At 48.0% G+C, this 25,217-nt stretch carries 19 protein-coding genes; 8 read left to right on the forward strand and 11 right to left on the reverse strand.

Annotated elements, in window-relative coordinates; all coding sequences use genetic code 11:
- Positions 1-338: 338 nt before the first annotated feature.
- The gene (locus tag R3B84_09015; GenBank protein ID MEZ6140696.1) at positions 339-1,343 is read right to left on the reverse strand and encodes a hypothetical protein; all 1,005 of its coding nucleotides are present in this window, start codon (positions 1,341-1,343) and stop codon (positions 339-341) included.
- Positions 1,344-1,728: 385 nt separating this feature from the next.
- Positions 1,729-2,289, reverse strand: a complete 561-nt coding sequence (locus R3B84_09020; GenBank protein MEZ6140697.1) for a hypothetical protein — start codon at positions 2,287-2,289, stop codon at positions 1,729-1,731.
- A 416-nt stretch (positions 2,290-2,705) separates the two neighbouring features.
- Between R3B84_09020 and R3B84_09025 the strand changes: the two genes are divergently transcribed.
- The 3 genes from R3B84_09025 to R3B84_09035 all read left to right on the forward strand — a co-directional run bounded on the left by R3B84_09025 (position 2,706) and on the right by R3B84_09035 (position 5,709).
- Positions 2,706-3,824, forward strand: a complete 1,119-nt coding sequence (locus R3B84_09025; protein ID MEZ6140698.1) for an aminotransferase class V-fold PLP-dependent enzyme — start codon at positions 2,706-2,708, stop codon at positions 3,822-3,824.
- 6 nt (positions 3,825-3,830) lie between these two features.
- Positions 3,831-4,361 (forward strand): pantetheine-phosphate adenylyltransferase, encoded by a 531-nt coding sequence (gene coaD, locus R3B84_09030; GenBank protein ID MEZ6140699.1) that lies wholly within the window; start codon positions 3,831-3,833, stop codon positions 4,359-4,361.
- A gap of 85 nt (positions 4,362-4,446) precedes the next feature.
- Entirely contained in the window at positions 4,447-5,709 is a 1,263-nt protein-coding gene (locus R3B84_09035) for a Gfo/Idh/MocA family oxidoreductase (protein ID MEZ6140700.1), read from the forward strand.
- 16 nt (positions 5,710-5,725) lie between these two features.
- On the opposite strand, the gene R3B84_09040 is transcribed toward R3B84_09035, so the two are convergent.
- Both R3B84_09040 and R3B84_09045 read right to left on the reverse strand, forming a co-directional pair.
- Positions 5,726-6,868: a transglutaminase-like domain-containing protein gene (locus R3B84_09040; protein MEZ6140701.1), complete on the reverse strand. Its 1,143-nt coding sequence runs from the start codon at positions 6,866-6,868 to the stop codon at positions 5,726-5,728.
- A 24-nt stretch (positions 6,869-6,892) separates the two neighbouring features.
- On the reverse strand, positions 6,893-7,987 hold the full coding sequence (locus R3B84_09045) for a carbohydrate-binding family 9-like protein (protein ID MEZ6140702.1): 1,095 nt from the start codon (positions 7,985-7,987) through the stop codon (positions 6,893-6,895).
- Positions 7,988-8,044: 57 nt separating this feature from the next.
- Between R3B84_09045 and R3B84_09050 the strand changes: the two genes are divergently transcribed.
- Entirely contained in the window at positions 8,045-9,031 is a 987-nt protein-coding gene (locus tag R3B84_09050; protein MEZ6140703.1) for a hypothetical protein, read from the forward strand.
- Positions 9,032-9,046: 15 nt separating this feature from the next.
- Entirely contained in the window at positions 9,047-10,210 is a 1,164-nt protein-coding gene (locus R3B84_09055; protein ID MEZ6140704.1) for a GDSL-type esterase/lipase family protein, read from the forward strand.
- Here R3B84_09055 and R3B84_09060 read toward each other — a convergent pair.
- Both R3B84_09060 and R3B84_09065 read right to left on the reverse strand, forming a co-directional pair.
- Positions 10,200-10,922 carry a fumarylacetoacetate hydrolase family protein gene (locus tag R3B84_09060; GenBank protein ID MEZ6140705.1) on the reverse strand — a complete coding sequence of 241 codons (723 nt, stop codon included), beginning with the start codon at positions 10,920-10,922 and terminating at the stop codon, positions 10,200-10,202. The two genes, R3B84_09055 and R3B84_09060, sit on opposite strands and share 11 nt — an antisense overlap.
- Before the next feature lie 260 nt (positions 10,923-11,182).
- Complete coding sequence (locus R3B84_09065; protein MEZ6140706.1) at positions 11,183-12,661, reverse strand: hypothetical protein; 1,479 nt, start codon at positions 12,659-12,661, stop codon at positions 11,183-11,185.
- 377 nt (positions 12,662-13,038) lie between these two features.
- On the opposite strand from R3B84_09065, the gene R3B84_09070 reads away from it, so the two are divergent.
- Together R3B84_09070 and R3B84_09075 are read left to right on the forward strand one after the other, a co-directional pair.
- On the forward strand, positions 13,039-14,358 hold the full coding sequence (locus tag R3B84_09070) for a nucleotide sugar dehydrogenase (protein ID MEZ6140707.1): 1,320 nt from the start codon (positions 13,039-13,041) through the stop codon (positions 14,356-14,358).
- A 217-nt stretch (positions 14,359-14,575) separates the two neighbouring features.
- A complete protein-coding gene (locus R3B84_09075) occupies positions 14,576-16,336 on the forward strand; it encodes a hypothetical protein (protein ID MEZ6140708.1) in 1,761 nt (586 codons plus the stop codon).
- Between the two features lie 4 nt (positions 16,337-16,340).
- On the opposite strand, the gene R3B84_09080 is transcribed toward R3B84_09075, so the two are convergent.
- The 5 genes from R3B84_09080 to R3B84_09100 form a co-directional block, all read right to left on the reverse strand.
- Complete coding sequence (locus R3B84_09080; GenBank protein ID MEZ6140709.1) at positions 16,341-17,030, reverse strand: CvpA family protein; 690 nt, start codon at positions 17,028-17,030, stop codon at positions 16,341-16,343.
- A 39-nt stretch (positions 17,031-17,069) separates the two neighbouring features.
- Complete coding sequence (locus R3B84_09085; protein ID MEZ6140710.1) at positions 17,070-20,429, reverse strand: HEAT repeat domain-containing protein; 3,360 nt, start codon at positions 20,427-20,429, stop codon at positions 17,070-17,072.
- 437 nt (positions 20,430-20,866) lie between these two features.
- On the reverse strand, positions 20,867-21,643 hold the full coding sequence (locus tag R3B84_09090; protein ID MEZ6140711.1) for a DUF1559 domain-containing protein: 777 nt from the start codon (positions 21,641-21,643) through the stop codon (positions 20,867-20,869).
- 51 nt (positions 21,644-21,694) lie between these two features.
- Positions 21,695-22,471, reverse strand: coding sequence for a DUF1559 domain-containing protein (locus tag R3B84_09095; protein MEZ6140712.1), 777 nt, complete (start codon positions 22,469-22,471; stop codon positions 21,695-21,697).
- 141 nt (positions 22,472-22,612) lie between these two features.
- Positions 22,613-23,164 (reverse strand): DMT family transporter, encoded by a 552-nt coding sequence (locus tag R3B84_09100; protein MEZ6140713.1) that lies wholly within the window; start codon positions 23,162-23,164, stop codon positions 22,613-22,615.
- On the opposite strand from R3B84_09100, the gene R3B84_09105 reads away from it, so the two are divergent.
- Positions 23,163-25,010: an Hsp70 family protein gene (locus tag R3B84_09105; GenBank protein MEZ6140714.1), complete on the forward strand. Its 1,848-nt coding sequence runs from the start codon at positions 23,163-23,165 to the stop codon at positions 25,008-25,010. The two genes, R3B84_09100 and R3B84_09105, sit on opposite strands and share 2 nt — an antisense overlap.
- The last annotated feature ends 207 nt before the right edge of the window (positions 25,011-25,217 follow it).

Here is a 25,217-nt window from a genome sequence, read left to right on the forward strand (position 1 = left end):
ATTTAATCGTCATCGAAATTGTGTAAATGCGAGTTATATTGATCGCAAGAAGGGAAGAAAATAATTCTGGTGCAGGAATAAGAGTTAAAGACAGCACCCCACGTGGATACTGATGCAAGTGATACCATAGCACGGGCTTCCCGTCCTTGAAATTGCTCATCCGCAAAATCGTAGCACGGGCGTCCAGTCCTTGAAATTGCTCATCTGCAAAATCGTAGCACGGGCGTCCCGCCCGTGGGATAACACATGGGCGAGACGCCCACGTTGCGAAGAATTTATACAACCACACTCATATATATCTAATTTACTATATAACTAATAGACTATATAATACTCCGCTATCTTCTGATTGGCGTCTGACTGACTACGGTAATGACCGGTTTGCCATTGCGGATAAGTACCTGAAAGGTGGTGGAAAAGATTTCGTCTTCGCGCCGATTGCGGTAAGCACGTTCTTTGGCGGCAAGCTCTTCTTCAATATCTTTGGGGAAAAACGCAATTACCTGTGGCGTCTGGAAGTTCAAACCTAACGCACGCGACAGCCCCAGCACCGACCGCGGGGCATCATCAATGAAATAGAGAGAAGGTAAGCTGCTCAGGTCGAAGTTCTCCCCACGTGGGTTTGCCTGATCCAAATTTTTATAAACTTTCAGTGATTTCCAGTCTGGTGGCTGCGGAAAAGCAAGTGCTGCTTTCATCGCCGCCAGTTGGCTCAAGTAGTCTTTGCCATCATTGGTACTGAACCTCAGATCCCACCGGATCGAGCGTTTTTTAGAGGTGGTTGAATCACCCGTGCCACCCACGCCAGTGCCTGGCTGGCCAGTATTGCCTTTACCTTCTTCCAGCCCTTTGCCCGGGGTCTTTTTTTTCCCAGGCAGCAACACCTTACGAATGTCGTCGTTTAGGCGGGCAATCTTCTGCACTGCTTCCAGATCCATGGCCGATAGCCCTTCTTCTGCCTGCGGAATTTTCGGTACCCAATCATCAATTTCAATCACCACATCGTTCAGCACCGCATCTGGGATTTCCCGCATGGGTAACATGCTGAAATCTTCGTTCGGATCGACATTTTCTTCCCCACCACCGGATCCGGGAGAACCATCACCCTCACCAGACTCATCGGCAGTAATTTCCATCGTTCGCATCGGCACGGGAACACGATCGTTGATTGGGTTTTTGGCCATGTACCACAGCACCGCAGCCACCACCGCAAAAAAGGCAACGTGCAGCAACAACGACAGCAAGGACGAAATGGGCATTTCGTAATTCGCTGAATACGTTTCCCACAGATTTTCATCGGGTGGCGTTTCGGGTGCGGGCGATACTTGCTTCGTGGTAGCCATAACCAGTTTCCTTAATCAGACAAGTTTAGTTTACCCACCCTAGTCAGAGTTCGCTAGCCGAAACGCCGGAAAATTTACGCGAGTTTCAAAGTGAAGTGCCATAATATTGCATCCTTACGAGTGGGATAACAGCCTGGAAATGTTGTAGCAAAAAAGCACACTGAAAATTTTGTAAGCACAACAGCCATTATTGCATGGATCAAGCAACAAGCCACAATACATGCAGTATCTACTGCAAAAATCGAGATTGTAGAAATAATGCAATATTCGTTGCTCGAAACAGATCCGAGGTTCTCAAAAGGACGATGAATCGCTTGTTGAAAAGATTACATGTTTGAAAATAGTTGCAGATGGGCAGACAGACATTACCGATGGAACGCGGATTTCATTTGTAGTAAGTGTCGATTTCATCGGTTTCTTTCGTTTGATTGTTAATCTTTTCGTTAGATTTTGCATCAAATTCGTACAGTCCAATTACGCACAAAACTAGCGACATTCCTACTGATCCATAGATTGCCCATGTCAACCACTCAAATCCAATTACCATTGACCGCTCATTACGATAGAAAGTCACCACTTCTATCTGATTCAGGTAATTGATTATGAGTACTACCACTGCACAAAAAATAGAGAATTTTAGGGAAAATTTTTCCCCGTTTCTACCTGTAATTTTTTCAAAAAAGTCACCTGTCAATTGTCCACATTTGTGTGGCATAATCGGAATTGCGTAAAGTATTGCCAGGAACAAATTGAAGTATAGTGCCACATCATAAATAATCCAGGAATAATAAGGATCAGAATTCTTCCAGTCGAACAAAACATCTGTGATATGTACTACAAAGGCGAGGAAAATAGTTACTAATTGGGCTGACAAAATAGGAAGAAATTTTTCTTTCAGTGATTTAGTTTCATACTTGGTGTCAACAAAAATGTTGATGAAGCCCACTTCAAAAATAATTTCATGCTGCTGATAGCAGCATCATTATTGTTTGAGCGAGATAACGACAACACAAACTACCCAGAATTATTCCGAACACAAGCAGATAACGTTGCAGTTCCATTTCAAAACGAATCAGCATCCAACTTGCAAATCCAACAACCAGAAAGAACAACGGTTGAATTTCAAATTCGACTTCATGTACTTTGAATTTCTTCGACGAGAATAATCGAATGAACATAGTGGTTTCTGAAAATAATCGGGTGGATTCATTTTGCATATTCTAGCACATACTGCAAAATTCATGGAGCAATATCGGCTTGCAAGTTGCAGACATTTCGCTTCGTTTATGTAAACAATCTACAAAATCAGGAAAATTTGGATAAAAATTGCACATAATGCAACCCAGATTGGTTCATCAGACTTTGAAAACGTACCGAAACTATTTTCCCGTGTGCGAGAAGTGGGCATTTTTTGACCACGCGGCTGTCTGTGCCCCTCCCTCAGTCTGTCGGGACAAAATCGCCGAATACAGTGCCGATCTGTCTGAAAATGGCATCGCTTCCTTTCTGAAGTGGCACGAACAGGTGATTGCCGCCCGCAGTACGGTGGGGCGACTCCTCAACTGTGCGGCTGATGATATCTGCTTTGTGGGCAGCACCACCCAGGGGATCGGCATCGTTGCAGAGGGCTTTCCGTGGCAACCAGGCGACGAAGTGATTACTTTTGCCGAAGAATATCCCTCAAATCAATATCCCTGGCTCAATTTGCAAGAGAAACTGGTCAATGTGGTGAATATCCCCAGTCGTGGGAACAAAATTGCCATCGATGATATTATGAAGGCCATTACCCCACGCACGCGGGTGCTGGCAATCAGCAGTGTCGAGTTTGGTTCCGGCTTTCGTAACGACCTGGTAACAATCAGCGAAATTTGCCAAAAAAATCAGATTTTTCTGTTTGTTGATGCCATTCAGAGCCTGGGGGTACAGCCCATTGATCTGCAGTCTCTGCCAATGGACGCACTTGCTGCCGACAGTCACAAATGGCTTTTGGGGCCAGAAGGTGCGGGGATCTTTTACTTGAAGCGAGAGTGGGTCGAGCGTTTTCACGCCATTGGGGTGGGTTGGAACAGCGTGGTGCACCCAGCCAATTTTTCGAGCATCGATTTTCGCCTCAAGCCCCACGCCGGCAGATTTGAAGGTGGGACAATTAACGTCGCAGGTATTCTGGGTATGGCCGCCAGTATGAATCTGCTTCTGGAAGTGGGCATTGACAGCGTATGGGACAAAGTAAATTCCCTGACGCAATATTTTGCGGAAAAAATTGCCTCCGCGGGGTGGTCCGTGTTCAGTGCCAGAGAAGAACCGTTCCGATCTGGTATAGTGTCAATTGACTACCCAGGAAAAGACTTGAAAAAGGTGATGGCAACCTGCCGAAATGAGAAGATTATTGTCAATGTCCGTAGCGACCGTTTGCGAATCAGCCCGCACTTTTATAACACCATAGAAGAACTCGACCACCTCATTGATGTCTTGCGCAGGTAACTTGCGATGGAACTTAATCCCAGGAAAGCGGTTTATACAGGTGTTTTTGACCCCATCCATTTGGGCCATTTTGATGTCATTGAGCGGTGCAGCAAATTGTTCGACGAATTGATCGTCGGCGTGGGGATCAATCCTGATAAATCGACCTTTTTCACCATCGAAGAGCGTGTTGAACTGGTGCGACTGGTCACGAACCACATCCCGAACGTCACCGTGCAGCCGTTTACCGGGCTGGCGGTGCGTTTTGTTGCTGGCATGGGTGCCAAAATTATGGTCCGTGGGCTACGCACGCTCAGTGATATGGAATACGAGTTTACCATGTCGCTGATGAACCTGAATCTGAATTCGATGATTGAAACAATCTTCTTAATGTCGAAAGAAGAATACTCCCACGTCAGTAGCTCTTTGCTCCGCCAAATTGCAATGCTGGAAGGTGATTTGCAGAAATTCCTGCCCCCCAAAGTGCTTACGGTGCTGGAACAACGTGCTGCAGAACGGATTCTCGCCCAAAAATCTGCATCCCGTCCTACTTCATGATTGTGAAGCCCGCTCCCTTTTGATAGGCTCATACCACATTCAACTTGCGAAAGACCGCAAGAATTCTGTTTAGAGGAGAATTTTCATGCCAGAACTGAATCGCCGCACGTTTGTGGGTGCGTCCCTTGCCACTGGTTTGTCCACATCGCTGGCACTGGGCGACGATTCCGTGGTGAAATTAGGTGTGCTGGGCACTGGTGGACGGGGGACTTCACTTTCTCAATCTTTTGCCAAAATTTCCGGTGTTGAAGTGCATGCTGTCTGCGATACCGACGCCAGCCGTATGGGGATGGCTGCGGCAGCACTGAAAAAGACGACGGGCCTGGAACCGAAACAGGAAGCCGATTTTCGCAAAGTATTGGAGATGAAAGACTTAAATGCGGTAGTCATTGCCTCGCCCAACCACTGGCATGCTCCGATGGCGATTCTGGCCTGCAAAGCGGGCAAGCATGTTTATGTGGAAAAACCGTGTTCCCACAACCCACGTGAAGGTGAAATCCTGGTGGAAGTGGCCCGCAAGCACCAACGCCACGTGCAGATGGGCAATCAACGCCGAAGTTTTCCTGCGATTCAGGAGGCCTGCAAAGCGGTGCAGGAAGGGATCATTGGCCGTGCTTATCTGGCAGAAGCCTGGTACTATAACACCCGTGGGTCGATTGGGATTGGCAAACTGGAACCGGCACCCGAAGGGCTCGACTACAAATTGTGGCAGGGGCCCGCACCCGAAAAGCCTTTTAAGAGCAACTATCTGCACTATAACTGGCACTGGTTCTGGCATTGGGGAAATGGCGAATTGGGCAATAATGGTGTGCACATGCTGGATACCTGTCGCTGGGGACTGGGTGTTGATTACCCCACTGCAGTAACCTCATCGGGTGGCCGTTACCACTTTGAAGACGATCAGGAAACGCCAGATACCCACTCGGTGGCGTTTGAATTTGAAGGCCGTAAACAGATTCGCTGGTATGGATTCAGTTGTGTCGTTTGCCCCAACGGACAGCAAGCCGATGTGGTGTTCTATGGCGATAAAGGCAGCCTGGCGGTGCGTGGCGGCAGTTATACTGTGTATGACCTCAAAGGGAAAGAAATCAAAAAAGTGGCCGGAAAAGACGGCACGGCTGCCCACTTCGAAAACTTCATTGCCACGATTCGCGGTCAGGCAACACTGAACAGCGAAATTTCGGAAGGCCATCGCACCACCCTGCTCTGTCATTTGGGCAATATCGCCCACCGCGTAGGGCGTCGCCTGAAATGCGATCCCAAAAATGGGAAAATCCTGGATGATGGCGAGGCGATGAAACTCTGGTCGCGTGAATACGCACGGGGCTGGGAACCCACAGTGAGTTAATTCACCCTATTTGGAATCACTTTTTGATCGGAAATCGGATCAGTTTTTCTTTCTCGGTGGAAGAAAATGTTACTTGTTGTTCTTCACTACCACGCTTGACAATATAAGTGCCTGCGGTGGGAAGTTGGAATGTCAGAAAATCATTCGTGTCGGCAGTTTCATCTTTGGTATTCCCACTTGCAATTACTTTAAGTTCTTTGCTGTCAAGCACTTGAATTGGTTCAGCAATTCGTTTTCCTGTGCCATCCACGCAGGTCACCTGCAGGCGAAATTGCCCTTTTTCCGCTTTGGCAGCGTAGCGTTTTGTTACATTTTCTGCGGAAATCGTCTTATTGCGTGGTGCCCACACCAGTGGGAAGGGGGTATTCGTTTTCTTGAAACTGGCCGCGTAAATCGCATGCAGGGGCTGATCCTCAATCGCTTTAGAAGCATCGTTCGTAAACCAGCCAAAATCAAGACCACGTGGGTCCTGTTCACACGCGCCCGTAAAGTGCCAGTCACCATCCCAAATTTCCAGCCAGGTGTGGTTTCCACGCTTATTCGTCCACAAGGGTGTACCGACTAATCGCGTGGGAATTCCCACCGATCTGCAGGCGTCGCTCAGCAGAATCGACAGGCCAGTGCACGATGCCTTACCACTTTCCATCGTTTCCAATGGGCCCTGATTCGCCGCACGTCGCTGGGTCGAATAACCTACTTTCAGCTTTGGAAAAAGCTCCTTGTTCAATTTCACTGCTGCTTCGGTTGCAGTCTTGCATTCGCGAACCATCGGCAGGGCAATCTCCATGATTTTTGTCCGCCAGTCATCGCGTTGCTCATCGATATTGGCATAAGGCAGCACATAGTTGAAAAAGATCTCTTCCGGAATTTTCTTTCCCCACGCCATCTGCGTGCGTGCCTGATAGGCCAAATGAGAATTCTTTAACAAGTATTCCGCTTTCAGGCTTTTCAGATCGTTTTCTTGCATATTGGCAATAATGAAAATCATCCCCGCACGCTCTTCCTGGGGAACCTTTTTCAGTGCCAGTTCCAGTTCCGCTCTATTCTCTCCCGCTTGCAGCAAGGCAGCCTGCACTTCTTTGGACAAATCAGCCTTGGGCTCCGCACCCAACGAAAAAGTGGTAATGCAAGACAGCACTATTAATGAACATTTTCTCATGAGATTATCCTTGGTGATACGTGGCTACTTTAGTTGCTTTTTGTTCGGTTTGACAGTCGCTGGCAAGACACGCAGATGATAATTGTTGTTGATAAACGAAGTTAGCTTCCCTCTGGTGAAAAGGCTCTCAAATCCAAGTTCAGTTTTTGCTAATTCCCCCAATTGATGACCACCCATTCGAAGATCTTCGAAGTTGGAAGCATATTTGTTGTGTTTTGTGCGATAATCGAATTGCTGATTAAAAATGAATCCCGCATAAAATCGAGCGGAACTGATATTGCAAAGTTCATCCACTTTTGAATGATCATCAAATGTAATAAACCCCCAACGTTCCGGTCGGTGCATATCGATCACCCCCTGTGGGCTCCAGACCCAGTTATGCTCTGGTTTTCCGGCAATTTTTGTGGTCTTACCGTCTTTCACAACAGTGTCCCACTGCACGCGGGAGAAATTGATCCATAAATGGTCGCCTTTTTTCGGTGGGAATGCCTGATTCGAAATCTCTTTCAAACTTGCCCACGGCCAGCGAATTTCGATCGTCCAGCCTTTGTCGATATCCGTCGGGTTATTCAAAGTGCCATTGACGTGCACGGCCGTTTGCAGACCTGTAATTTCCCAGCCATTAATTGCTTTGCCACTTGCTCGATAAGGCTTGGTCAACAACAGATCCCAGGTGGTATTGTGAGCATTCAACTCCAGCTCGGCATAATTCTGGCAATCGCCATCCGGATCGATAAACACTTCAAAATCGTTGTCGTGAAAAATCACCGAATCATGCTTTTTCAAGTTCGCCCAGACGTTGGGCTCTTCCAGTTCTGCCGCGATGTAGAGTGCTTCGTTGTCCCACAACATTTTCACCCGCGTGCGATAGGTGGGCTTTGGCTTCCGGTCACCTTCAATATCCTGAAACTCTTTCGACCAGGGCACTTGCTGCCATGCTTTGTCATCCAGTTTTCCATCAATGACGATTTTTTCTGGAGTGCTGTTGCAGGGGTAATGCTTGCCAGATTCAAGCCTAGCAGCGACGATTGTTTGCGAATAAACAGGCATTACTAACCACAAACAGACAAAAGCACACATCAGCAATCGAATCGCTGGAATTAGTCGTTTCTTTTTCATGTGGGGTATTGTAACTTATTGAGAACAATTTCGCCTATTGTAGCGTGCGAGGACTTCATGGATCTCGGGAAACGACTATTTCCGCTGGTTATCTTTCTAACTGCCTGCTCTGCAGGCACTTGTGCTGAAAAATGGTACCTGGCCGTGGGGCACGGAGGACAACGCATGCTCTCGCAGGATGGCCAGACCTGGACGCACCACGTGGCATGGGGAGAGCCTAAGCACGATCAGAATGATCTGAATGTAGCTGCCAACTTTCAAGGCACGATGTATGCAGCAGGTGGCTACTTTTCCGGCAGAATTACTGCCACCCGCGATGGCAAAACCTGGTCTGAAGGGGTAATTCCTGGCAGTTCGCCGATTTTTGGCCTCGAAGTCGTTGAAAAAACACTGTACGCGATTGATCTGCGGGGCAAAGTATTCAAATCGGCCGATGGTGAAACCTGGAAAATGGTAGCAGCAGCAGAAATGCCCACCAAAACGCACTGGATACGATCCACCAGCCAGGGCAATGGCCTGATTGTAGGCTCTGGCGATTACGGCCCGGTCATCGTGTTCGATATTGCCAAAGAAACGATTGCTGTTCATCAGTTGGCTGGTCAGGTGGATAAAAATGCCACCTGGAAACGCACGGCATTTGGCAATGGCACCTTCGTTGTGGGTGGGCAGGCGGGCCTGCTGGCTTCAAGCACCGATGGTATAAAGTGGAAAAAGAACGAAACAGTGCCAGAACGTGGAGATATTTTCTGTGTTGAGTTTCACCAGGATCGCTTTTATGCCACCACCTCAAAGGGCACAGTAACCAGTAAAGATGGCACCACTTGGGAAGTAATTGAAGGCACTCCCTTTCCCCGCCAACTTCGCAGTGTCAATCAGCAACTTTTTGGGTATAGCTGGCCACCCAGCAAAATTTCTCTGTTTGGCAAAGATAAGAAATGGCAACTGATTGCCAATGATCGGGGCTGGCAAGGCAAAGCCTACTGTTTTGGTGAACTTTCTGGCGGCAACCCCCCTGCACTCCCACAACCCAAAATCAAAAAATAATAATCTGGAGAAGCAATGAGAAATTGGGGTCTTTTTAGCAGTTTTTTCCTGTGCGGGACTGTTCTGGCAGCAGAACCCAGCCAACACTGGGTGCAGCGAGATGGCTTTCAGGCTATCGCCGAACGCTTCACAACCCAAAAAACTGGCCATGTGGCGTTTATGGGTGGGTCGATTACCGAAATGAACGGGTATCGCCCAATGGTGATGGACTACCTGACAAAGAAGTTCCCACAGACTAAGTTGCAGTTTACTAATGCTGGCATTGCCTCAACCTGTTCCACCACCGGTGCCTTTCGACTGAAAACAGATGTGCTCGATCAAGGGAAAGTGGATCTATTTTTCCTGGAGTTTGCCGTAAATGACGACCAGGATGCCCGCCACACCGCTGAAGAGTGCGTGCGTGGCATGGAAGGAATTATTCGCCAGTTGAAAACAACCAATCCCGATGCAGGCATTGTGGTGGTTTATTTTGTCAACGAATCGATGCTGGCAACCACCCAGAAAGGTGCAGTGCCACTGACGATCCTCAACCACGAGAAGGTTTGCGAACATTACCATGTGTCGAGCGTGAATGTTGCCAAAGAACTGGCAGCTCAGATATCGGCAGAAAAGTTTAGCTGGAAACAATACGGTGGAGTGCACCCCGCACCTGCTGGGAATCGACTTTGTGCCAATCTTGTGGAACAATTGCTGGAAGCAAATTGGAAGAAAACTACTGTTTCCAAAATGCCCGACCAGCCATTGGACCCACAAAGTTATACCCAGGGAAAGTTTCTGGATTGGCAACACATAAATGTCGCACCGGGATGGAATTTGGCAAAACCAGACTGGCAAAAAATCCCTGGTTCATGGCGAGATCGTTTCAAAAACATCCCACTACTCAGCACCACAGAACCAGACAAGGAACAATCCGTTGACTTTACCGGACGTGGGGTGGGCATTTACCTCCTTGCTGGCCCCGATGCGGGTGTTCTGGAAGTTTCGATCGATGGAGCTGCATACAAGAAATTCCCATTAAAACATCAGTTCAGCAAAGGATTACATTACCCACGCAGCATCATGTTTGCTGAGAATCTGGCACGTGAAAAACATTCAGTCAAAATGCGCGTAGTTGCTGATTCCAGCAAAACAACCAGCGCTACGGCAGTTCGAATTGTCAATATTCTGATTAATGAGTAAGTTTAGGATTTGCGACAATCGGATTTTCCAGAATTCCGAGTTGTTCGATTTCCAATTGCACAGTATCCCCGGGTTTTAACCAGCCACCCACCAATTGTGGCGTTAATTCCAGGATACACCCACTGCCCACCGTGCCAGAACCCAGAATATCCCCCGGTACCAACGTGGTATCCCTGCTGGCATGGGCAAGCAGTTGTGGCCAGGTCCAGTACATGCTGCCCGCATTTCCTCTGGAAATCTCTTTCCCATTTAATCTGGCAGTCATTTCCAGATGAAACCGGCCATCACGATAATACGACAGCAAGTCACTGGTTGGGACAAATCGCGGCCCAAAAGATGTGGCAAAATCTTTCCCTTTACTGGGCCCCAGTCCCACAGCCATTTCCTGTCGTTGCAAGTCGCGGGCACTCCAATCGTTCATAATAAAAAAACCCGCCACATAATCGATCGCTTCATCCGTGGGTGGTATATCACTGCCGTACTTCCCAATCATGCAGGCCAGTTCCAGTTCAAAATCCAATTCACTGGAATTGATCGGCGCATAAACAGGATCGCCATGAAAATTGATGGCTACAGGATTCGAAAAATAAAACACAGGTATGTCATACCATGCGGGGATCATTTCCAGCCCACGGTGGGCTCGACAGGTGCGGACATGTTGCTCAAAACTGTAAAAATCGCGGATACTGGCGACAGGAAAAGGAAATTTCATGATGTACCTGAAACAAACTAGCCATCAAATGGTCAACATCTGATCCATCATTGATGTTAACATTCTACATGAAAATTGGATTTTTTTGTTTTGCAAGTTCGACACTACATCTTTGAATCGCATTAAAGAGAGCATTTTTTTGAATTGAAATTAAATTTGCTCACTTGTGAGATGCTGAAAATGGACCAATCTTGCAAACTGAGAACACCAAACTCATTTTCAACAACCACGATTCAAGTTCAGCACCCACAAGTGGTCTATTAATATCCGGAACCCATTGCTCGGATCGAAGAACCATACAAGTAATTCAATCGAAAACCAACTGAATAATTCGCCATTCTCTCATTGGGAGTAAACAGTGGCAAGGTCAGTCCGACATTCAGATTCAGGTTCGTGTCAAACTGGGCTACACCTCCCAAAGTCACCGTAGAATCCTGAAATGCAGCATTGGTCAAGCGGTAATTGCTGGTGTCAGTACTGATATCTTCTTCAGAGATAATGTTCCCAACGACCGATCCTACGTAATGTAACTCAACGAATGGTGCCAGACCTTGCAGCATATCGTCTGGGCCCCCACGAAGTAGCCAATAGCCCAGTTGCAGATCACCGCTGAACGTTGGGTCGCTGTACAATCTACCAAGATCATTAAATCCCAAACCAACATAATTTCCTCTGATCGGACTGCCTGTGACATCGGCAGCGATACTTGCCCATGCTTGTGCAAACAATCGTTCATCGGGTGTCCACAATGCTGCAAAGTAAGGTTCTACAATCACTGATTGATTTTTTACCGAAGCAATTGTGGCACCAACAGCGTTGATGGTACTCGTACCCGGAGCGGTGGGTAAAGTAGCTGCGATCCCGGTAGAGAGATTCAACGTTTCAGAAGAGTAGTACAACCACTTTGCAGCAACCTGGAGATTGCCAATATCACTTGCACCACCCTGGGCTGCATTTGTGAAAACCTGCGAATCCACAGTTGAGACAAATGGCATTCTGGCTAATACCGAGAAGCGATCACCAAATACTGCCTGTTCAAAACCAAGAATAAATCGACTTGGATCCGCATTTCTACCTAAAAACGTCGCGCCATTGAAGTAATCATAATTGAAAATCAACCGACTTTTCGGCAAAACATTGTTGTCTTCTGAGGCACGAATGGTGCCAGCGATGCTTGATGGGTGGGCAGGAAACACCGCTGGACCCAAAGCAGCAAGAACATTCGGACCCACCAGTGAAGTGAGCAACACATCACTGTTACGGAATTGTTCTGCTGGTAACAACAATGTTCGCTGATCTGTTACCGCAGCTGGTACAAATACCCGTCCTGCTGGGGTGATGGTGCCGATTGACAGAACGCGTGGCCTGCCACCACCATTAAACAACCCACCAAACATGTTCGGTGCATACCATGCAGGATCGCACATACTCGGGTGACGAAGTGCCTCATCGAAGCCGTTGTCCCAATTTTCGCTAGGGATATCAGCCACCCCTGCAGTGGTGGGCATCATTCCCGTTTCCAAAACAGGTGCAGTCGGAACTGTTGGAGCTTTGGGTACTTCGGGAACTGGCCCAGGTGCCTGCCCACCAATTTCTGCAAAGCCCGCTTTGGTGGCAAACGCATCTACCTTTGCAGGCATTTCCTTGATTGGCGACTGGGCAAACACACCAGGCGTAATCCCAATCAGCACCAGACCAAGCATCATCAACTTCAACGTTTGCTTGAATCGCACTTTCATATTTCCTCCTGGCATCCTGCCAGAGAGACGAATAACCCTTCATTAATTCAAATTGTGCTGCACAGGGTATTGCAGGACATTGGGTAAGAAACTACCAGTTATCCTTTCGACAGGGAACATACACAAGATTGATTAGGCATTCAGATTAAGATCAGACAATTGTCTGATTGTCACGAAAAATCCGATAAAGCTTAACAACTTGGAGACAACATAGGCAGTCTGGGCAACATAGAAAATCCAATTCACAATTTCTTGCCACAATAACAGGCACCGACTGCCTATTTTTTGCTCATCTTGCTGTTACGACGTACTCCCCTTGACAACATCGTTGTAATTCTTTCAAATAGACAAGACAGAAGCGTTCACGGACGAACCGAATGACAACACACCTTGAGTTACTCCAACAGATACAATCCAAATCAATCCGCGTGGGTGTAATTGGCCTCGGTTACGTGGGGCTGCCACTGATTCGTGCTTTTGCCGATGCTGGCCTGAAAACGCTTGGATTCGATATCGACACCAGAAAAGTCACCGCCTTGAATTCTGGTCAAAGTTACATTCGACAGATTCCCGATACCGATATCCAACGGATGCAATCGCGTGGGTTTGAAGCTACAGACCGCTACGACCGACTTGGCGAAGTCGATGTAGTGCTGATTTGCGTTCCCACCCCACTAACCGAATCTCGAGAGCCTGACCTGAAATATGTGGAAGAATCCACTTATGCTATTGCAGGCCAACTACGCCGCGGTCAACTGATTGTATTGGAAAGCACCACCTATCCGGGTACCACGCGGCAAGTGTGCCAACCTATCCTTGAACGCACCAATCTGCGTGCGGGCCACGATTTCTTTCTGGCCTTCAGCCCGGAACGTGAAGACCCGGGAAATCCCAAGCACGGCCTGGCTTCCATACCAAAAATTGTTGGTGGGTGCGACCTGAGGTCCAGCGAACTAGCCACTGCTCTGTACCAGACAATCGTACCCGAAGTGGTAACGGTAAGCTCTGCCGAAGTGGCGGAGGCTTCCAAAATCCTGGAAAACACCTACCGTGCGGTCAATATTGCACTCGTTAACGAAATGAAGATGCTTTATGACCGCATGGACATCAATGTCTGGGAAGTGATCGACGCCGCCAAAACAAAACCGTTCGGGTTTCAGGCGTTTTATCCGGGCCCTGGCCTGGGTGGGCACTGCATCCCGATTGATCCGTTCTACCTGACCTGGTTGGCACGAAAACATGGCATGAACACTCGTTTCATCGAGCTTGCAGGTGAAATCAACACCTCGATGCCGGAATACGTGGTGGCCCAGGTAATGGATCGCTTGAATGATGCCGGCAAAGCATTGAAAGGCAGCAAAATTATGCTGCTGGGCATGGCCTACAAAAAGAATGTCGACGACCCACGGGAGTCACCAGGATTCGAATTAATGAACCTGCTGCTCAAAAAGGGGGCGAAAGTTCAGTACCACGACCCGTATATCCCGGTGCTGCCCAAAATGCGACGCTGGCCGCACTTACGGATGGAAAGCTCCCCCTATCAGCGGGAAATTCTCGCCGCACAGGATGCCGTGATTGTTGTTACCGATCATAGCGACATTGACTACCAACTACTTTGCGATGCAGCACCGCTGGTGATTGATACTCGCAACGCCACGAAAAGCTGCCAGCACCACAATAATGTGTTCCGTGCGTAATTTTCGGCGAGCGTGTATTGCTCTCATGAAGAATTCATTTTTTCCTATACCTCCAACTATTTTCGTGGCTAGCCAACCAACCACCTGTACAAATATATAACAATTGAACAGTGAAAAAGTTTCACGAAAATTGCATTTTTTTTGAAAATCTTTTCAGTTAATCGGCGAAATGCTCTTATAGAATGACGAAGTTCCTATCTACTTGGGAGATTCACCAGTGAAATTGCTGAAAATTTTTGTGTGTATGGCAATCAGTTGGTTGACCGCAACCAATGTGCAAGCCGCCCCACCTGTCGCAGTCAGCAACGACAGCGTTTTTCTGACAGGCCAGCTTGCACCCGCTGAAAAAATTATGGGGCAAGTGAAAACGCTTGCCAAAAATCTGCTCGATGAAAAAACCCTGGAAATGGTGATGGGCGAGCTAGGGCAGTTTGATCTCAAAGATCAACTACCTGGATTTGATCCCACTAAGCCTATTGGCGTGTATGCTGTTGTTGATGCAAAAATACAACAACAGGATTTTTCCGGGAGTTATGTTGTATTTTTACTGCCAGTGACCGACGGCAAAAAGGTAATTGAATTCCTGACCCAACTGGGTGTAGAGTTCAAAAAGGCAGGTGATGGCTGGCAATTAGAAACAGAAGAAGAAGACTTTCCCCCCGTGATGGTTAAGGAAGCGAACAAGCATCTGTATGTTTCTGTGGGAGACAAAGCAGCACTTGATGAAAAGAAACTTCTCGACCCATCGAAGGTTTTCTATCCCAAGGAAACTGGTTTGGCATACTTCCGTATGAACAATGCCAAACTGCCAAAGGAACTGATGACAGGTGTGAAAGAACAGTTCCAACAAATTGAAGAAGCATTTGATGCGATTGGCTTTCCAGAAGAATTGCGGAAGGCAACGGTCAAATTGATCGAATACCTCGATGCAGAGAATGTGAAACAGTACACTCAGAGTGATTTTTCTGCTTTGCGGCTGGATCTGAACGAAAAAAATGGTGAACTGGTCATTGAAACGGTTGTACAACCAAAAAGTGGGACGCAACTGGCTTCCGATTATAAAGAACGCAAAACTTCCACGCACGAATTTGCAGAACTTGGTGGGAAAGATGCTGTTGCCAGAGCCTACGGCAAAATGCCCTACTTTGCCCCAGAACTGAGAGCTTTCTTTAAGGATTTGTACAACTTCGCTGGCCCTGCAATTTCCAAAACACTTTCTGAAGAAGGTGCTCCAGAAACTGCTCTGAAAGCTGTTGAAGAATTCTTCAAGAACATGAGCGCCACCGCTGAAATGGGCAACATGGATTTCGCATTTGCACTACAGGGACCAAATGCATCCAAGCATTACAACATTGTTGGGGCCTTGCGTTTAGCAAATACGGATGCGTTGGTCAAAGCATTGCGTGCTGCTGCCAAAGAAGTACCCCAGGAAATGCTGGTGCTCGATGCGGAAAAAGTGGGCAAGTATCCTGTTCATCACTTTATCATTCCTGAAGAGATCCCGCTGGAAGCACAGGCTATTTTTGGCAAAGAACCCAAAGTAGCCATCATGTTCACGGAAAATGGCTTATATGTGAGCTTCGGAGTAGATAACAAATCCGTTCTGGAAGCTGCCAGCAAACTGAAGGCGAAACCTGCACCCATTTTTGCAATGGAAATGAATACCAAAGCAGCAGTCGAGTTTGCAAAAACTGCTGGTGCTCCTCCTGAAATGTTCAAGGCACTTGAAAAAGTAATCAACAACCCGGATATGCAAAAAATCACACTGTTTGCAGTTGAAATTGCTGGTGGGGAAGCGTTGACGATTCGTTATCGCACCAACGCTGCTGCATTTGCAGTTGCAGGACTTGGTACATACATGGCTGTTGAGAGAGACGTCGCGCCACCACCAAATTTACTCCCGGCACAACCTGTTCCAGTGGCACCTCCTCCTCCGCCCGCAAAAGCAGTAGCACCGATCAAGGCACCTGGATTCTAATGAGTCATTCTTCATTCTGCCCAGTCGGAATACTTTGAACTGGCGGCTCTACCTTTTTCCCCTGCTGATCGTTGGACTTTAAAATCAACGGTGCACCTGGAATATATTGTTCCGGCGGTTTACCATCTTTGACCCGTCGATGTTTCGCAAATCGAGCCGAATATTCCTGGAGAATCTGTTGATGGCTTTTCCCTGACGATTCGAGAATAACTCGGTCTGCTCTTGCCATCAGACGTAACCAGAACTGATCTGCGGGCAACATTCTGACACCAAGTCCAGTTTCATTTTCCAGCTTGTAGCCCATGAAGTTGTGTTGCCAGGGAAGCGTTTGCATGACACACACCACAAAGCCACTGATCATGTAACCTGTTATGGCACCAAAGACAAGCCCACCAATCTGCGACCATTTGCCGGGGAAATACAGTTCTCGGTTGGCAAAATACTGGCAGGCAAACCTCAAACCAAGTAACGTGGGTAAAAAGATGATGCTGAGGGCGACAGCATCCTCATAACCTTCCAGTGATCCACCCTGAAAACTGCTTTCCAGTTCATTCGCAAGCACTGGCCAACAGTGGAACGCAAGCACACCCGCGAAAAACGTATTGACTGCGTGGCAAAACGCCGCAAACACCCCCTCCTGGATTAACGTGTAGGCGGCAATGGCAATGACAATCAGCGAGAGGATAGTTAGCACGATATTGCCCAGGAACGGGGGACAGGAAAATCGAAGAGGTTACTTCAATGTGGAAAGGTATTCCACCAGATCCAGAAACTCAACTGGTGCCATCGTGGCTGGCTGACCTTCAGGCATACTACTTTGCTTGAGGGTTTTGCGTTCGGCAATGTCAGCAATTGCTACAACCTTTTTGTCTTTGCCATCAAAGATTTCCAGTTTCTGTTTGTCTTCCTTCACCACCAGACCAGTGATGGTGGCACCGTCGAGAAGCTCCAATCTTGTCGAAAGATACTTCATGTCAATCTCGGCGTTCGGATCAATCAGCGATTCAACAATCTTGTAACGCACCATGCGGGTAGCAACTTTTTCAAGGTTCGGGCCGTAATCCTGCCCTTCACCATTACCCACGCGGTGGCACGCGGTACAGTTTCGTACGAAGACTTCCCGGCCGCGGCTGGGGTTCCCTTTTAATCCTGCAAGTGCAGTCATCGCTTTATTTTTTGTTTCAACGGAGGTTTCATTTGCATCCAGTAGCGTTTTCAGAAACGGTGCTGCTGCCCCACCCTGCTTGGAAGATGCCAGGTGGCTGGACATCATCTTTTCCGCTTCGGTGCCTTTGGCAATACGCCCCGCAAGATAATCCGGGCGCCAGGCCACTTCATTGGCACCAATCGCGTGCTCAATTGTGTAGCGGGTCCAATAATCCATCGGCATCTTCGTGGCATCAACAATGGCTGCCATTGCTTCCGGTGTCTGGAAGAAACTGAGAGCACGCACGGCCTCTGTTCGGACACGTGGGTGTTCATCCTTTACCATCGGAATCAACAAGTCGAGTGGCTGTTCAACATAACCACTTTCATCACTCAGAATCCGGATGGCTGCGGCACGTGCCTGGTACGTTTTGCTTTTCAGCACTTTCGCCAGCAGGTTGCGATCAATCTTGTGGTGTGCCTGTTGCACCCAAAGTGCTTCGCACAACAGCCGATCATAAATGGGATCGTTTTCTGGCAGATTTTTGACCCATTCTGCAACAACAGGCAGCACTTCGGAAGCAGGTCGATCATGAAGTTCACGTCTTGCACGATAGCGGGCACGCCATTCGTATTCACGAAACTGTTCCAGAATCTCTTTGACTGGTTTTCCAAATTGGGTAACTGGTTTGACCAGTGGTTGATCAATCCCCACCAGACGATAAACACGGCCCCGCTGATGGTCGCGGTTGGGATCTCGCTGAGAATATTGCATGTGGCCAATCAAGGCATTAGCCCAGTCGCAGAACCACAACGCACCATCCGGACCGATCTGGGGATCACCAGGTCGGAAATGCTTATCTGTAGAACGGATCAAGTCGAATGGCTTGCCATCCTGTTTAATTCGTTGGCCAGCAAATCCAGCACCGTCATCGGCAATCGTGAAGCGTGGCAATCCATTCATGTTGATCACGCACGCATAGGTGAACTGCTTCTGCACTTCTTTGGGAAGATTTCGACTCACCAGCCATTCGCAACCCAGGGCAGGCCGCATCCCTTCCTGATTAAACACAAAATTCAAGCCTTTGCGACCAGAAAACTGCGCACCAGACAGCGGGGTATCCCAGGCATGGTTTGCAGTGGTGCCATCACCCACGATCCCCTGGCCCCATTCATCGAACACGTAGCACCACATGTTGTACATGCCTGGCAAAGAGAACTGGCGGATTTTCAACGACCGAGGATCAATTACATAAGCCCCACCTGCACCCTGGCTGCGGTGCGGGCCCCAGGGTGTTTCCAGCGTAGTGCTGGTGGCAATACCTTCCAGAAGATGCAGGCGACCACCATGATTCCATTCAAAGCCACCACGGTGGTGGGTATCATCAGATGCCCAGCCATCGAACAAGTGGACTACTTCGTCGGCCTTGTCATCGCCATCGTTGTCTTTCAGCCACAAAATGCGTGGCTGATCCATCACCAGCACGCCACCGTTGAAAAATTCAAACCCAGTGGGACAGTGCAGCTTGTCGTAAAAGACCGTGCTTTTATCTGCCTTGCCGTCACCATCAGTATCTTCCAGAATCAACAAACGATCATTTGCAGGTGGATCACCTGGCTTCCATTGTGGGTAATTTGGCATGCATGCCACCCACAGCCGACCTTTGTTGTCGAAATTGATCTGGACTGGCTTGGCCAGATCTGGGAATTTGGTTTCATCAGCGAATAATTCAATTTTCATCCCAGGTGGGACGGTACACGACTTGATGAACTCATCCGGAGTTAAATATCGCAACTCTTCCGCTTCTGAATATTTCTGTCGTGGGTTACCAAACCGCGTGGGAGGCACATACAACTCGCCGGTTTTACTATCGTCTGGCTGGTCCGCAACGTCTTTGCCCGCTGCAATATCCCACACATATTGATCACGCACAGCAACCATATTGCGAATCTTGGCATATTCCCGTGGGAAGGTCTCAGTATCGAATGTGCGGCGGCCACCATAAACGTACCAGCCATTCAGCATGCGATAATCCTGACTGTGATACCACGATTTGTTAATAACTGCCGATTTCAACTGCTCGTACTCTGTCAGGCTGGCTTCCACTTTGCCATTTCCAAACAATTGCTGGTGCAGTTGTTCCGCAACAAACTTGTCCCCCGCGTCATTCACATGAAGACCGTTAATCGTGTATTTTTTCGCGTTACTGGCAGAAAAGGTTTTCGAGGTAGGAGTAAAAACATCCACAAACGCCAGTTTTCGCTTTTCTGCAACGGCTTTCACCGCATCGGCATATAGCTTCAGGTTTTCGTTTTCTGATTTTCCGCTGGGCAGAAAAGGATCACCCGTCGCTTCGAATGCAATTGGAGAAACCAGCACAAAACGTGGGGGAGATTTTGCCAGATCGCGTGGGTAGCGAGAGGCAAATTCGTCCAGCATTTTCTCGTATTCTGCGACAAATGCCTTCAAACCAGCAGCACCTTCGTAGGATTCGTTTCCGCCAAAGAAGCAGAAAATGGTGTCTGGTGCAAATGTAAATAACGGGTCATCGATTTTGGTGTAGTCGTTTGATCGTTGCCGCTTGCTTACCTCATCGGCGGGCCGGGCAAAGTTACGTACCCGCAACTTCTTTTGTGGGAACTTCAGGTGCAGCATTGTCTCAAAATGGCCAAACAGATTCATTCGTTCTGCAGTACTGTTCCCCACAAATGCAATGCGTTCGCCATCGATAAATTGCAATGGCAGCGTGCTGGCTGGCAGTTCAGGTCGTTTGGCATCACGTGGTGGCTGCGGAATAGGCTCCAGTTTGACTGGTGCGTTTTGTTCCGATTTGTTTTTGTTCCCTTTCTTGGATTGAGACAACATGGTCTCATTACCAGGGATGAGCAATAAGCCCATACCCAGCAAGGGAATTGCAACACGGAGCAGGCGGAGAGTTGTCATCATGTTCCAGAATCTCTTGTTGACAAAAATTCAGGTTGGAATCGTAAAAGGCAGTACATACAGGTTACCCAAATTGGGTGAAAAAGCCAAGTTTTCTAGCGAACTTCAAGATCTTGAAGGTGCACTGAATTGAACAGATTCCGTCCTGACTACTTGGTTAATTCGGTCCCACCATGAAGTTCCTGTGTTTCTTCCTTCCCCACGACATGTGGGGTTTTAATTGAAAAAAAAGTGCAAAATCAACCACAAATAACTAGTGGCTTAATTTTCACATATATTAATATATACACTACTGACAGATTCTGACCAATTTTTTTGAATTACCATACAGATTTGGTTAAGTCACTCGACGTAAAGTATTATTGATTAAGAACTTGCAACAAAGAAAAAATTTTGTGAATTTTTAGAAAATTGTGATCACCGCTCTGAAAAAAGGATGGTTAATCGATGTTGGGAACCACCATACCATCGGCGGGATCAATCAGATAACGCAGGACATCTTTGTCGATTGTCTTCCAACGGACCGTCCGTACGGAACCATCCCCCATCCCCACGCTTACGGTTCCATTGAAGTATGGGCCGCTTTGATCGGGAACACCGTTCTTCGCATCGACCGTGGGGTCTTCCGGTTTGGTCCACGGCACCGCACGGGCACCTTCGAAGGTCATCAGTGTATTTGAAGTGCCATCTTGGAAGCTGGTAATTTTCATTTGAGAGTTATGGTCCGGAAAAGCAGTTTTCGGCCCAAAAAATCGCTGATAAACGGTATAGCCAGGTTTTTCTGTTTTCACACGTGGCGACTGGTAAACCTTGGGCATTTTTTCCAGCAGCTTAATATTGTGCTTGGAATCCCAAGGTTCATCCAGTTTGAATTCCTTGAACAATGTGTCTTCTTCGATGTAAGGCAGTAGCAGCACCCGCCAACTAAGGAGTGGGGCACCTTTTTTGTCCACCACGTTACCCGGCAGATGGTTGTAAACATCATGGTAAGTGTGCATGGCGATGCCGAGTTGTCTCAGATTGTTCTGGCTTTTGGCTCGGTTTGCAGCTTCTTTCACTCGCACAATGGCGTTCTTCTTTAATAACTCCAGATCGATCGTTGGTTCTACCTTGATGCCAAATTCAACCGGGGCATCTTTGGTTTTAGCAGGCGGTGCGGCAAGGATGCCTGTTACCACCACACCAAACGAAAGAAATACTAAAAACAATGTTTTCATGCTGACGACTCCTGTTTTCATGTCATTTTTCCACATTACAGATGGGCTCGATTATTCAAAATCCGGCAGGGGCATTCCATCCTGTGGGTCAAGTAGAATACGTAACGTTTTCTGATCGATTTTGTTCCAATTGATTGGTCTTACCCAGCCATCTGCAAAACCAACATTCGCTTTGCCGTTAAAATAAGGCCCTCCTTGCAGTGGGATATCTTTACCTTCTTCAACAGTGAGGTCATCTGGCTTTGTCCAAACTACCGCACGGGCACCTTCGAAGGTCATGATGGTATTCGAAGTACCATCCGTAATTGCGGCAAAACTGAGTTGCGAATTTGGTTCAGGTAATAAGGTATTTTTCCCATGGAATCGCTGGTAAACCGTATATCCAGTCTGAGAAGTTTTTACCAGAGGCGATTGATAGACCTTGGGCATTTTGTCAATCAATTTTGCATTGTGCTTGGAATCCCAAGGTTCATTCAGTTTGAACTGCTTAAACAGCTCTTCCTGTTCCAGATATGGCAGCAATAACACACGCCAACTCAATAACACTTTCCCATTTTTGTCGACGATATTTGCTGGAAAATGGTTCATCGTATCATGATAAGAATGAAAGGCGATGCCGAGCATTTTCATGTTGTTGGCACTTTTCGAGAGATTTGCACTATTCTTTAGACGCACAATGGCGTTCTTATTCATTAATTGCAGATCGATGACGGGTTCCACCTTGATGCCAAACTCTTCAGGCTTTACTTTCACCTTCGCAGGTGGGGCAGCATCCACTGCTGATTGCAAACCCAGGCACATCGTACAACACATGAACAATCGAAACATTGTGAACTCCGAAACGGGCTTAAAAACATACCTTCGAAGAATTGAATTGGTGACTCACAGCTAATTCGAATCAACTAGCGACTCATTTTGCCATATTTTCAAATTTTGCGACAGAAATTTTTCTGAAAACAAATGAAAAATTTATGAAGACTTTGCTTTGGAAGCAGCAAAAAGAACGGCACCGGCCAAAACCAAGATACATCCTGCCACTTTGGCAGTGCTCAACGGCTGTGGGGCAGTTCGAAACCAGCCAAAATACTCAATCAGCAGCGAAACAGCCAGTTGACCGGCCACGACCAGTGGCAGAACCGCAACAACGCCAATCCTGGGTACCGCGAAAATTGTTGACCAGACAAAAAATACCCCCATCAGACCGCCCAGCCAGATCCACCATGGGGAAGTTTTCGCCGCACTGACAAACTGGGTGGGGCGATATTCCAGCAGGCAGTAAGATATAGCAAATATCGTGCCGATAATAAACGATGCCAGCACAGCGTGCATCCGGTGGTGCAGTGCCTGACCCAAACGACCATTGACGGCGGCCTGCATTGCCAGCACCCCACCTGCAGCAAAAACCAATAAGTAAACCCAACTCTTCAAATGCCTGACCAGAAAGGAGTTACGATAATGCCACTTCTTGGCGTCCCATCTGTAGAATAGTGGTTTCTGGTGGTTTAACCTACATTCAATCATGCATACTTCCCGCTTTATCATCGGTATCGATCTGGGCACCACCAATTGTGCCGTTTCTTACCTCGATACAGGTTCCCCCGAGCCTAGCGTAAGCGATTTAGCCATCCCACAGATCGTGCGTGCGGGTCTGGTTGATGAACGCCCACTGTTGCCTTCCTTTTTGTACCTGCCGGGTGCCGGTGAACAGCCCGAAGGCAGCATGAAGCTACAGTGGGGGGCTAATCGAGACTGGTGCGTGGGAGAATTTGCCCGCAATTTCGGCTCGCAAGTGCCAAATCGGCTGGTCGCTTCTGCAAAATCGTGGTTATGCCATCCCGGGATTGATCATCGGCAGGCAATTTTGCCATGGCAGGCACCCGAAGGAAATCGCAAGATTTCGCCCTTTGAAGCCTGTGTGCGGTATTTACGGCACCTGGCAGATGCCTGGAACGCCACCAAAGCAGGCGATAATTTAGAAAATCGCTTTGAAGAACAGGAAGTTTTCCTGACGGTCCCCGCTTCATTCGACCCAATCGCCCGCGAATTGACCGTCCAGGCTGCAAAAGAAGCTGGCTATCAGCATGTGACTCTGCTGGAAGAGCCCCAGGCGGCGTTTTATGCCTGGTTGGCTGGGAATCCGAACTGGCGAGATCAGGTAACTCCAGGTGATTTGATTCTGGTCGTCGACGTGGGTGGTGGTACCACTGACCTGACACTGATTGAAGTGACGGAAGATGCAGGCAACCTGGCACTGACCCGCCTGGCAGTGGGGGATCACCTGCTGTTAGGTGGCGATAATATGGACCTGACGCTTGCCCACCATTTAGCACAAGTATTTGCCAGCAAAGGACATAAGCTCGATCTGGCACGCACCATTCAGTTGGGGTTCAGTGCTCGGCAGGCAAAAGAAACTTTGCTGAATCACCCAGAACAGACTTCGGCACCAGTCACCGTGTTGGGAAGTGGGCGATCGGTGATTGCCAACACATTGAAAGCCGATTTACAGCGGGATGATGTGCTGCGGATCATTCTGGATGGCTTTTTTGCCCAATGCCCACTAACAGAATCGCCACAAAAATCGGCGAATGCAGGTTTTCAGGAATTGGGTCTGCCGTACGTCAGTGATCCAGCGATTACCAGACATCTGGCAGAATTTCTGACCAAAAATCGCGACTTTTTGCGTGAACGAGACTCAAAAGAAACCAAAAAGGTGAAAAGCTTAAAAAAGTCGACCCACGCTTTGCCTACGAAAGTTCTGTTTAACGGTGGGGTATTTAAATCCAATCCCCTGCAAGAACGACTGCTTACCGTGTTGAATGAGTGGGCAAAATCCGAACATACAGAAACAGTTTCCTCGCTGACAGGCAGCGATCTTGATCAGGCAGTAGCTCGTGGTGCTGCCTATTACGGGTTGGTGCGACGTGGCAGCGGTATTCGCATCCGTGGCGGCACTCCACGCTCTTATTACATTGGCATTGAAACGGCGATGCCTGCCGTACCCGGTTTTCCTCGCCCCATTAAGGCACTGTGCGTGGCCCCCTTTGGCATGGAGGAAGGCTCCCAGGTGGATATCCCCAGCCAGGAATTCGGTCTGATCGTGGGTCAGCAGGCAAAATTTCGCTTTTTGGCCTCCAATTTACGCCGAAATGACCATCCAGGCAGCATTATCGAAGATTGGGAAGCAGACATTGAAGAACTGGCCCCAGTAGCCACCACCCTGGAAGGTGCCGCAGGCCAGCTGGTGCCAGTCCACCTGCATACTAAAGTAACGGAAACCGGCCAAATGGAATTGTGGTGTTTCAGCAGAGACAACCAGCACCAGTGGAAATTGGAGTACGATGTCCGAAATAAGAGTGCCACCACATAATGCGGCGATAAATTTCATACAATAGTAAGAACTTGGATTACAAAATTTTGTGAAAAATCTTTCATCGAAGCCATTTCACCAGTTGACAGCAACAAAATTTCACGATAATTTTCAAGTAGATGGGTGTTTGAGTATCACCCCCGCCAGCGTGGTTGTTGGCAACATTGTTTAACTTTTGGAGGATGACTTATCCCACCGTTTGATCGA

Source organism: Zavarzinella sp., assembly GCA_041399155.1.
GTDB lineage: Bacteria > Planctomycetota > Planctomycetia > Gemmatales > Gemmataceae > JAWKTI01.

What these genes read in the sequence shown, in the direction of transcription:
- R3B84_09015 (MEZ6140696.1), bottom strand. Translation starts at nt 1,343, where the DNA reads ATGGCTACCACGAAGCAAGTATCGCCCGCACCCGAAACGCCACCCGAT.
- coaD (MEZ6140699.1), top strand. Translation starts at nt 3,831, where the DNA reads ATGGAACTTAATCCCAGGAAAGCGGTTTATACAGGTGTTTTTGACCCC.
- R3B84_09035 (MEZ6140700.1), top strand. Translation starts at nt 4,447, where the DNA reads ATGCCAGAACTGAATCGCCGCACGTTTGTGGGTGCGTCCCTTGCCACT.
- R3B84_09040 (MEZ6140701.1), bottom strand. Translation starts at nt 6,868, where the DNA reads ATGAGAAAATGTTCATTAATAGTGCTGTCTTGCATTACCACTTTTTCG.
- R3B84_09045 (MEZ6140702.1), bottom strand. Translation starts at nt 7,987, where the DNA reads ATGAAAAAGAAACGACTAATTCCAGCGATTCGATTGCTGATGTGTGCT.
- R3B84_09050 (MEZ6140703.1), top strand. Translation starts at nt 8,045, where the DNA reads ATGGATCTCGGGAAACGACTATTTCCGCTGGTTATCTTTCTAACTGCC.
- R3B84_09055 (MEZ6140704.1), top strand. Translation starts at nt 9,047, where the DNA reads ATGAGAAATTGGGGTCTTTTTAGCAGTTTTTTCCTGTGCGGGACTGTT.
- R3B84_09060 (MEZ6140705.1), bottom strand. Translation starts at nt 10,922, where the DNA reads ATGAAATTTCCTTTTCCTGTCGCCAGTATCCGCGATTTTTACAGTTTT.
- R3B84_09065 (MEZ6140706.1), bottom strand. Translation starts at nt 12,661, where the DNA reads ATGAAAGTGCGATTCAAGCAAACGTTGAAGTTGATGATGCTTGGTCTG.
- R3B84_09070 (MEZ6140707.1), top strand. Translation starts at nt 13,039, where the DNA reads ATGACAACACACCTTGAGTTACTCCAACAGATACAATCCAAATCAATC.
- R3B84_09085 (MEZ6140710.1), bottom strand. Translation starts at nt 20,429, where the DNA reads ATGATGACAACTCTCCGCCTGCTCCGTGTTGCAATTCCCTTGCTGGGT.
- R3B84_09090 (MEZ6140711.1), bottom strand. Translation starts at nt 21,643, where the DNA reads ATGAAAACATTGTTTTTAGTATTTCTTTCGTTTGGTGTGGTGGTAACA.
- R3B84_09095 (MEZ6140712.1), bottom strand. Translation starts at nt 22,471, where the DNA reads ATGTTTCGATTGTTCATGTGTTGTACGATGTGCCTGGGTTTGCAATCA.
- R3B84_09105 (MEZ6140714.1), top strand. Translation starts at nt 23,163, where the DNA reads ATGCATACTTCCCGCTTTATCATCGGTATCGATCTGGGCACCACCAAT.
- R3B84_09100 (MEZ6140713.1), bottom strand. Translation starts at nt 23,164, where the DNA reads ATGATTGAATGTAGGTTAAACCACCAGAAACCACTATTCTACAGATGG.